Here is a 10,358-nt window from a genome sequence, read left to right as displayed (position 1 = left end):
TTTTTATTATATATCACTGTTATGAAATTATATTTTTTATTCCAAAACAGTGTTATGAAATAATATAACTAAATTTAAAAGAGACCTTCTCGTACAGTAAAATCTTTAAAAATTTACTTTTGAGTTAGTCTCTTTTTTTGTAATTTTATCTATCTATTAAATTGGTAATTTATGTAAAATTATTGTAAAAATAACCATTCCAAATAGTGCAAATGGATAAGTTGCTCCATACCCTGCTGCTGGATCATCTTTTCCTCCCACTGCTGCTACTGCCGCTCCAAGTCCAGGTGTTGAAGTCATTCCCCCGCAGATAGCTCCAGAAAGCATAATCCAATTTATTCCTAAAGCATATTTTCCCACTAATAATCCAGATAACATTGCGATTACTCCCACAAAAATTGAGGTAATAGATAGGAATATTCCTGATCCTGTTAGAGAGTCAACAGCTGCAAATCCGTATCTCAGACCCACTATTCCCAAAAACATAGCAAGTCCTATATCCCTAATTTCAGATAAAATCTCTTTTTTCATTCTAAAAGACAGTTTTCCTACTCTTCCAACATATCCTAAAATTAGAGATACTATTAGTACACCTCCAGTGGACCCTAGGGAAAACCACCCCAATGTTTCCCCCATGTATATTTTAATAACTCCCACAAAATACCCCACTACACATACAATTCCAAAAGCCGCTAAATCAAAAGGACCACTCTCAATCTCTTTGATATCTGAACTTTTTTCATTAATCTCTCTATTATATCTCTCATATTCACTATTCAAATTTATTTTTAGTATTTTTGGGATAAATTGCATAGCTACTATTACGATAATAACTCCCCATGGATATCCCAGTGCATGCCCAGTTCCTATTCCAGCTTCTGCATTTGTAACATACTGTTTTTTCTGTTCATCTGTCAATTTTTCTATATCTTCCACTTTCAAATTTTTATCGATAATTTTTAAAATTTTTTCCTTTTCCTGCGTAGAACTCTCTAAGTACGATTCAGCTTTTATGCTGGCTTGCTCTTTAGTTGTTTCAATTGCAGCTGCAAGTCCTGGTGAACTTGTCAATGCTCCTGAATAAACTCCAGTTACCTCGTATGGATTTAGATTTTTAAAAACAAATGTTGATAGATAAGTTCCAGCTGCTCCCGTACCTGTAATTAGAAAACCTAATATTATGAACTTGACCCCATATTTTCTTACTACTACTCCAATTTTATCAGCGGCTAACAGACCAACCGTCGCTATAAAAAATATTAAAAAAAGAGTAAAAAATAGTTCATCTACCACTGAGATAGATATTACCTTTTTAGCTATTTTTATCATCTTGTCAGTTGCAGAACCGTTTGCTACTATTATAGATGCATATTTTTTTACCCCCCAACCGATACCTAAGCCTACAAATAAAGTTCCCGATACTCCCAATTTTAAAACTTTTCCTACTACCATTCCAATTCCAAGAGTTATAAACATTAAAACAAATTGATCCATAAGAAATCCAAATAAACCAAACTGCATATATTTCTCCTTTTTATTTACTTTTTCTAATTAAATTCCCAATCTCTATCCTCTATAGTTTTCTCATAATAGTTTTTAACTTTTTTAATTTGCTAACTATACATTGCCAACAATACCCCTGCTGCTACTGCTGAACCGATCACTCCAGCTACATTTGGTCCCATTGCATGCATCAGTAAAAAATTACTAGGATTTTCTTTTTGTCCCACACTTTGGGAAACTCTTGCAGCCATAGGAACTGCTGATACCCCTGCTGAACCAATCAGTGGATTTATCGGAGTTTTAGATAAATTATTCATTATTTTTGCTAGTATTATACCTGAAGCTGTTCCCACTCCAAAAGCTACAACTCCCAATGCTATTATTGCCAATGTTTTAACATTTAAAAACGTTGTTACATTTGCTGTGGCTCCCACTGATAATCCTAAAACTATGGTAACCATATTAATCAAAGCATTTTTAGCCGTATCTTCCAATCTTGCCGTTACTCCGCTCTCTCTTATTAGATTTCCAAGCATTAACATTCCAACTAAAGATGCTGCTGGTGGAACAATAAAAGAAACTACTATTGTTACTGCTATTGGAAATAAAATTTTTTCTTTTTTACTCACTGCTCTCAATTGCTCCATTTTTATACCCCTCTCCTCCTTTGTTGTAAGAAGTTTCATAATTGGAGGTTGTATAATTGGAACTAAGGCCATATAAGAATAAGCAGCTACTGCTATTGGTCCCAATAGATGTGGAGCTAATCTAGAGGTTAAAAATATGGCTGTTGGCCCATCTGCTCCTCCTATAATAGCTATTGAAGAAGCTTCTTGAGCTGTAAATAAGCCCGAAACTATAGCTCCAAAAAATGTAAAAAATATTCCAAATTGAGCTGCTGCCCCTAGTAATAATGATTTAGGATTAGCTATAAGAGGTCCAAAATCTGTCATAGCTCCTACACCTAAAAAAATCAAAGGAGGAAAAATCCCATACTTTACTCCCTGATATAAATAATAAAATAGTCCACCTGGAGAAGTTATTCCAGTTTTTAAATCTATCGAATCTGGATTCATAAGACCTGCTAAAGGAAGATTTGCAAGAAGCATTCCAAAAGCAATTGGAATCAACAACAATGGTTCAAACCCTTTTACAATTGCTAAATATAGGAGTATACAAGCAACTAATATCATTATTATATCCCCAATACCAACTGTTGAAAAAGCTGTACTAGAAAAAAAGTTTGTTAAAATTTCTAACATTTCAGTACCCTCCTTTTTTAAGATATAACTACAAGTATATCTCCAGCATTTACTGAATTACCCTGTTGTATTTTTATCTCTGTCACTATCCCATCAACAGGTGCCATAATTTCATTTTCCATTTTCATTGCCTCTAGTACTAGTAAATTTTCCCCTTTTTCAACTTTGTCTCCCACTTTTACCTCTATGCTCAATACCATTCCAGGAATTGGTGCCTCTATAACAGTCTCTTTTTCTCCTTTTGACCTATGTCTCGACTCCACTTTTTGTATCTGAGATATTTTAGATGTAACAGTCTCTTTTTTTTCTGTAGGTTTTTCTAGCTCTCCACTCTTTCCTTCACTCTCTATCTCCTCTATCTGAACAAGGTATTCATTTCCATTAATTAAAATTTTAAAATTTCTCATTACTCTCCTCCTTGTCTTTTTTACAACTTATCTAGCATTTGATTTACCAACCCTATTTTAGACCAGGTAGGCGTTTCATCTAAAACTCTAATTATATTTTTTACTACAAATCTATTTTTTTCTCCAAGCTGTAAAATTATAGCAGCTGATATAGCTGCTACTATCTCTTCCTCTCTCTCTTCACTATCATTATCAGAAGAATTTTCTATTTCCACGGCTTCACTTTTTAAATCTATCTCCTCTTTAAGATTCTTTTTCTGTTTTGCCACATTAGATATTACTATCTCTATCATATATTTAAGTATAATAAGAACTAGAAAAGTTAATCCCATTCCTAAAAAAAGTGTTATTCCAACTCCTATCATTTTTTCTGAAAAAGTTAGATTATCTATCGTATCTTTATTAGAAAAAATTTGTAATATTTGAGTAACAGTCATTTTTTATCCTCCTTATTTTTATAGAGGAATATTTCCATGCTTTTTAGCTGGTAATTTATCCCTTTTTCCCTCTAACATATTGAACGCATCTATTACTCTCTGTCTCGAAGTGCTCGGCTCTATAACATCATCAACCATCCCTCTTTTAGCTGCTTGATAAGGGTTTGCTATCTCCTTAGAATACTCTTTTGACAACTCTTCTGTTTTTTCTTTTGTATCTCCTGCCGCTTTAATCTCATTTCTGTATAGTATATTTACTGCTCCAGCCACTCCCATTACTGCAATTTCTGCTGTGGGCCATGCAAATACCATATCTGCTCCTATTGACTTGCTACTCATTGCAACATAGGCCCCTCCATAAGCTTTTCTTGTTATCAGGGTAACTTGAGGAACAGAGGCCTCCGAATAAGCATATAATATTTTAGCTCCATGCCTTATTATTCCGTCGTGTTCTTGATTAACTCCTGGTAAAAATCCGGGTACATCAACTATTGTCAAAAGTGGAATATTGAATGCGTCACAAACTCTAACAAATTTAGAGCACTTATCTGCTGAATTAATATCTAAGCAACCTGCCATAACCTTCGGTTGATTTGCTATAATTCCCACTGATTTCCCATTTATTCTTGCAAAACAAGTTATAATATTTTTAGCATAATATCCTTGATATTCCATATAATCACCATTATCTACAAGTTTTCCTATAATTTCAAACATATTATATGCTTTATTAGGGTTGTCAGGAATCATCTCATCAAACTCCAATATTCTTTTATCTAAATCCACTTTATAGTGTAATGTAGGAGCTTTCTCTAAATTATTTGAAGGTAAATATGATAGTAGTTTTCTTATCTCATCTAAGCAAACCTTATCACTTTCACATATAAACTGAGCACACCCACTTGTTAAATTATGTGTCATTGCTCCCCCTAGCTCTTCAGCACTCATCTCCTCCCCTGTAACTGTTTTTATAACTTGAGGTCCTGTTATAAACATTTGAGATGTACGGTCAACCATAAATATAAAATCTGTAATTGCAGGAGAGTATACTGCACCGCCAGCACATGGACCCATTATTGCTGAAATTTGTGGAATAACTCCTGAACATCTAGTATTTCTAAAGAATATCTCTCCATATCCACTCAATGAATCTACACCCTCTTGAATTCTTGCTCCTCCAGAATCATTTAATCCAACTATTGGACACCCAACTTTTAAAGCCATGTCCATAACTTTACATATTTTTTTTGCATGCATCTCCCCTAAAGAACCACCAAAAATTGTAAAATCTTGTGCAAAAGCATATACAAGTCTTCCATCAACTTTTCCATACCCTGTTACAACTGACTCTGTTGGTAATTCCTCCTTATCCATTCCAAAATTTACACATCTATGTTGAACAAATATATCTAGCTCAACAAATGTCTCTGAATCAAAAAAGTAGTTCAATCTTTCTCTCGCTGTCATTTTGCCACTGGTATGCTGTTTTTCAATTCTTTTAACTCCTCCTCCCTGAGAAGCAATTCCTTTTTTTTCCAGCAATTCATCTATTTTTTTTTGTGCAACAGACATTCATAGCCTCCTTTTAGTTCTTTATCTTTGACTCAACTCTATTAACACTCCCTTTGTTCCCTTTGGATGTATAAAAGCTATTTTAGCTTTTCCCGCTCCATATCTCGGTGTTTCATCAATCATTCTATATCCTTTCTCTTTCATATAAGATATTGCCTCTTCTACATTTTCAACTTTAAATGCCAAATGTTGAACTCCCTCTCCATTTTTTTCAATAAATTTTGCAATAGATCCATCCTCCGATGTAGATTCAAGAAGTTCAATCTCTGTATCTCCAATGGGAATAAATGCCACTTTTACTCTCTGATCTTTCACTTCCTCCACTCCCTGAATCTTAAGTCCCAAATCTTCATATATTTTAATAGCATCTTCCAAATTTTTTACGGCAATCCCTAAATGGTCTAACTTTAATACTTGCATCTCTTCCTCCCTATTCAAACTATTCAAATATCTTTTTTAATATAATATCTGTGGCCTCATAAGGGTTTATCTCTTGTTTTGTAATTCTTTCTGAAATTTTAAATATAAGTTCCCCTTTTTGTGTTTTTTCCAATATTTTTTTATCAATTTTTTCTTTTATTAGGAATAAAACTTTGTTTCTATTATTTGATACTCTCTTTAAAAATCCAGCACCTGTGTTTTTCAAATAATCTTTATGCTTTAATATCTCTTCTACAACCTCCTCTATCCCAGCACCATCCGTTGCCACACTCATTTTTACTGGGGGTTTCCACTCATTAATGACATTATTTCCTATCATTTGCTTTATTTCTCGTGCCGTTTTTTCAGCTCCATCCCTATCAGCTTTATTAATTACAAATATATCTCCTATCTCCATAATTCCAGCTTTTAACATTTGAATCTCATCCCCTAAACCAGGTACTGTTATTAGCAGCGTTGTATCACAAACTTTTACTATATCAACTTCTGATTGTCCCACACCCACTGTTTCTATCAGTATATAGTCGCATCCATATATATCTAATATATCGACTGTTTTTCCAGTTCCTTCAGCTATTCCTCCCAAATACCCTCTTGTTCCCATAGATCTTATAAAAACTTTTGAATCTTTATTAAGCCCAGACATTCTCACTCTATCTCCTAATATTGCTCCTCCTGTAAAAGGACTTGTAGGGTCTATGGCTATTACTCCTATCTTTTTATCCTCTTTTCTTAACTCTTTTACAATCCCATCAACTAGGGTACTTTTCCCCGCTCCTGGTGGACCTGTAATCCCTATTACATACGCATTTCCACCTTTGTAATATAACTCTTTCACCAAATTTAAAGCCTCATCTTGTCCATTTTCTACCATAGTTATCAATCTAGCTACACTTCTTATGTCTCTCTTTAAACCCCCTTGTTTTATATCTTTAATATCCATAACTATTCTTCACTATTCAGCTTTACATTAGCCTTTATATAATCAATGGTAATTTGGGAAGAGGTTCCTGGTGTAAACACTTCTGCAACTCCTTTCTCCTTTAAAAATGGAATATCATCTGCTGGAATCACCCCTCCAGCTACAAACAATATATCGTCTGCTCCCTTTTCTATCAGTATCTCCTTAATTTTGGGAAGTAATGTATTGTGTGCTCCAGATAGAATGCTACATGCTATTACATCCACATCCTCTTGAAGAGCTATATTTACAATCTCCTCTGGAGTATTACGAAGTCCACTATATATGACTTCCATTCCTGCATCTCTCAAGGCTCTGGCCACCACTTTTGCTCCTCTATCATGTCCATCTAATCCAGGTTTTGCCACTAATACTCTAATTAGTTTAGTCATATCCTTTCCTCCAAGTTACTTTTTATTATAATTTTACAGCTTGTTTATACTCTCCAAACTCCTCTCTCATAACTCCGCAAATTTCTCCAAGAGTGGCGTAGTTTCTCACACAATCTAAAATTAATGGCATTAAATTATCATCTGTTAAACAAGCTTCTCTAAGACTTTTTAAAGTTTTTTCAACTTTTAGTCCATCTCTTTTTTCTTTCAACTCTTTTATTTTAGCTTTTTGTTGCTCTCCCACAATGGGATCTACTCGTAAAAGTCCCTTTGGTGGATTCTCTTTAACTACATATTTATTCATTCCAACTATAATAATCTCTCCATTCTCTATATCTTTTTGGGTAGCATAAGCTGAATTCATAATCTCTTCCTGAATATATCCTTTTTCAATTGCTACAGTTGCTCCCCCCATCTCATCTATCTTCTCAATATATTTCATAGCTTTTTTTTCTATCTCTGAGGTTTTTGTCTCAATATAATAAGAACCTGCTAAAGGATCAATTGTATTTGCTACTCCACTCTCATTTGCTACTATCTGTTGTGTTCTAAGAGCTACCATAACCGCTTCCTCTGTTGGAAGAGCAAGAGCTTCATCCTTTGAATTTGTGTGTAGGGACTGTGTCCCTCCCATCACTGCTGCCAAAGTTTGAATAGCTACCCTAACAATATTATTTTCAGGCTGTTGAGCTGTCAGTGTTGATCCTGCCGTTTGTGTATGAAACTTTAAAGCCTGAGATTTTGGATTTTTAGCTTTAAATCTCTCTTTCATTATTTTTCCCCACAATCTTCTTGCTGCTCTATATTTTGCTACTTCCTCTAAAAGATCATTATGTGCATTGAAAAAGAATGATAATCTTGGTGCAAAAGTATCAATGTCTAATCCAGCTTTTATAGCTGCTTCTACATAAGCAATTCCATCAGCTAGTGTAAACCCTACTTCCTGTGCGGCTGTTGATCCCGCTTCTCTTATATGATATCCAGATATAGATATGGTATTCCATTTAGGAACCTCTTTTGAACAATATTCAAAAATATTTGTAATCAATCTCATTGATGGTATAGGAGGAAAAATATATGTTCCTCTTGCTATATACTCTTTTAAAATATCATTTTGAATTGTTCCATTCAGCTCATGAAAAGGTATGCCCTGCTTTTCAGCAATAACCAGATACATAGCTAATAACACTGCTGCAGGAGCATTTATAGTCATAGATGTGCTCACCTTATCCAAAGGGATTCCATCAAATAAAACTTCCATATCTGCCAATGAATCAATAGCAACCCCCACTTTCCCAACTTCTCCTTCAGCCAATTCATGATCTGAATCATATCCTATCTGAGTGGGAAGGTCAAAAGCCACTGATAATCCCATTGATCCTTGTTCAATTAGGTATTTATATCTTGCATTTGATAACTCAGCAGTTGCAAATCCTGCATATAATCTCATTGTCCAGTATTTTCCTCTATACATTGTATTCTGGACTCCCCTTGTATAAGGATATTGACCTGGAAAACCTAAATCTCTTTCATAATCTAGCTCCTCTATATCCAATGGAGTATATATTCTATTTATCTCTTCTCCTGATCCTGAATTGAATACTTTTCTTTGTTCAGGTCGTTTTTCAAGGCTTTTTTGCACATCTGTATTATATTTTTCAAATTTTTCTTTGATAGAATTCATTTTTTCCTCTTCCATCATCAAGCCTCCCTATCTATATTTATTTCATACTACCTGTTTTTATAAATTTATCATGCCATGATAGAGCCTCATGTATGATATGAGGTTCATGTCCCCCAGTTTTTGAAGTAGCTCTTTCTAAATAATCCAATAGTTGCTTTTTATAATCAGGATGGGCACAATTATTTATTATAGAAAGGGCTCTTTCTTTTGCACTCAATCCTCTTAAATCAGCCAATCCTTGCTCTGTTACTACTATTTGCACATCATGTTCTGTGTGATCAACATGGGAAACCATAGGTACAATTGAAGAGACTAATCCCTTTTTAGCTGTGGATACTGTTGTAAATATTGAAATATACGCATTTCTTGTAAAATCTCCAGATCCTCCTATTCCATTCATCATCTTACTTCCCATAATCATTGAGGAGTTTACATGCCCATAGATATCCACTTCAATAGCCGTGTTCATTGAAATAACACCCAGCTGTCTTGCAAGAATTGGATTATTTGAAATCTCTTGTGGTCGCAAAATACAGTATTTTGTATAATGTTCTATATTATCTAGCAATCTTTTTAAACCTTTCTCAGATGGAGTAAAAGATGTACCTGATATTATCCTTATTTTTCCAGCATCTATCAAATCTAACATTGAATCTTGTATAACCTCAGTGTAACAAGATAAATTTTCAAATTGTGATTCCACAAGTCCTTTAAAAATAGCATTTGCTACTGAACCCACCCCTGACTGTAATGGAAATAAATTTTTTGGTAATCTTCCTTGCTCAACTTCAGATTCAAAAAATTTTATAATATGTTGGGATATCTTTTTGGAGTCTTCATCCTCAGGTACTAAATCTCTAGTTTTATCTGGAATATCACATTTCACTATAGCAACTATTTTTTCACTATCACATGGAATATAGTATGTTCCTATTCGATCTTCTGGATTTTTCAAAGGGATTGGTTCTCTATTGGGAGGATTCTTTACCATATAAATATCATGACACCCTTTTAGTTCTAAAGGTTGTGTCGTATTTATCTCTACAATTACCATATCTGCATTTTTTATTGCCTGTGGACTTATTCCCACTGAAGTTGTTGGAACAATTCCTCCATTCTCTGTAATCATACAAGCTTCTATTATAGCTATATCTATCTTCCCAAAAAAACCATAATTTAACCACTGTCCAACATGACTTAAATGCATATCCTGATACTTTATTTTTCCAGAGTTTATCGAATTTCTTATGGCATCATTTGTTTGATAAGCGTATCTTTTTGCTATTGCCCCAACTCTTGATAGTGCTCCATCTAGTTCATCCCCAACTGAAGCTCCTGTAATTAAAGTCAATTCAAATTTTTCTCCTGTTTTTTCAATTTTATTCTTTAGAGCCAATGGTATTGCTTTAGGATAACCTGAAGGAGTAAAACCACTCGTCGCAATCACCATAGATGGTTTTATAAATTTTAATGCTTCCTCTGGTAACATAATCTTGTCTTTTAATTTTTTACATAAAATGCGTTCATCCATAATCTTCTCCTTTTAATATAAAAAATTTGAATACCAACCAATAGAAACAATTTTATAAAATATAAATTTTACATAGAATATCACCTCTTTTTTATTTATAGTTATTCTATATAGTAAATAGCTCATTGTTACCCTATTTCATATAACAATCAAGCTATGATGTATTTG

10 protein-coding genes are annotated in these 10,358 nt (G+C 33.9%); all 10 read right to left on the bottom strand.

The genetic code is table 11. The annotated features are described in order from the left end of the window. Positions 1 to 156: 156 nt before the first annotated feature. The gene (locus ACMOUI_RS11340; RefSeq protein ID WP_418965805.1) at positions 157 to 1,521 is read right to left on the bottom strand and encodes a hypothetical protein; all 1,365 of its coding nucleotides are present in this window, start codon (positions 1,519 to 1,521) and stop codon (positions 157 to 159) included. A 92-nt stretch (positions 1,522 to 1,613) separates the two neighbouring features. Then, on the bottom strand, positions 1,614 to 2,765 hold the full coding sequence (locus tag ACMOUI_RS11335; RefSeq protein ID WP_418965804.1) for a sodium ion-translocating decarboxylase subunit beta: 1,152 nt from the start codon (positions 2,763 to 2,765) through the stop codon (positions 1,614 to 1,616). A gap of 17 nt (positions 2,766 to 2,782) precedes the next feature. Beyond that, on the bottom strand, positions 2,783 to 3,172 hold the full coding sequence (locus ACMOUI_RS11330; RefSeq protein ID WP_418965803.1) for a biotin/lipoyl-containing protein: 390 nt from the start codon (positions 3,170 to 3,172) through the stop codon (positions 2,783 to 2,785). 20 nt (positions 3,173 to 3,192) lie between these two features. Continuing rightward, positions 3,193 to 3,609: an OadG family protein gene (locus tag ACMOUI_RS11325; protein ID WP_418965802.1), complete on the bottom strand. Its 417-nt coding sequence runs from the start codon at positions 3,607 to 3,609 to the stop codon at positions 3,193 to 3,195. An 18-nt stretch (positions 3,610 to 3,627) separates the two neighbouring features. Further along, complete coding sequence (locus ACMOUI_RS11320) at positions 3,628 to 5,181, bottom strand: acyl-CoA carboxylase subunit beta (RefSeq protein WP_418965801.1); 1,554 nt, start codon at positions 5,179 to 5,181, stop codon at positions 3,628 to 3,630. A 21-nt stretch (positions 5,182 to 5,202) separates the two neighbouring features. After that, positions 5,203 to 5,601 carry a methylmalonyl-CoA epimerase gene (gene mce, locus ACMOUI_RS11315; RefSeq protein WP_418965800.1) on the bottom strand — a complete coding sequence of 133 codons (399 nt, stop codon included), beginning with the start codon at positions 5,599 to 5,601 and terminating at the stop codon, positions 5,203 to 5,205. 19 nt (positions 5,602 to 5,620) lie between these two features. Further along, on the bottom strand, positions 5,621 to 6,565 hold the full coding sequence (meaB, locus tag ACMOUI_RS11310) for a methylmalonyl Co-A mutase-associated GTPase MeaB (protein ID WP_418965799.1): 945 nt from the start codon (positions 6,563 to 6,565) through the stop codon (positions 5,621 to 5,623). 2 nt (positions 6,566 to 6,567) lie between these two features. Next, entirely contained in the window at positions 6,568 to 6,975 is a 408-nt protein-coding gene (locus tag ACMOUI_RS11305; RefSeq protein ID WP_418965798.1) for a cobalamin B12-binding domain-containing protein, read from the bottom strand. Between the two features lie 25 nt (positions 6,976 to 7,000). Further along, positions 7,001 to 8,674 carry an acyl-CoA mutase large subunit family protein gene (locus tag ACMOUI_RS11300; RefSeq protein WP_418965797.1) on the bottom strand — a complete coding sequence of 558 codons (1,674 nt, stop codon included), beginning with the start codon at positions 8,672 to 8,674 and terminating at the stop codon, positions 7,001 to 7,003. Between the two features lie 22 nt (positions 8,675 to 8,696). Then, a complete protein-coding gene (locus ACMOUI_RS11295) occupies positions 8,697 to 10,190 on the bottom strand; it encodes a succinate CoA transferase (RefSeq protein ID WP_418965796.1) in 1,494 nt (497 codons plus the stop codon). Positions 10,191 to 10,358: the final 168 nt, after the last annotated feature.

This window comes from Cetobacterium sp., assembly GCF_048470075.1.
Lineage (GTDB): Bacteria > Fusobacteriota > Fusobacteriia > Fusobacteriales > Fusobacteriaceae > Cetobacterium_A.
Note: the sequence above shows the minus strand (reverse complement) of the source record. Positions and strands in the feature narration are given on the sequence as shown.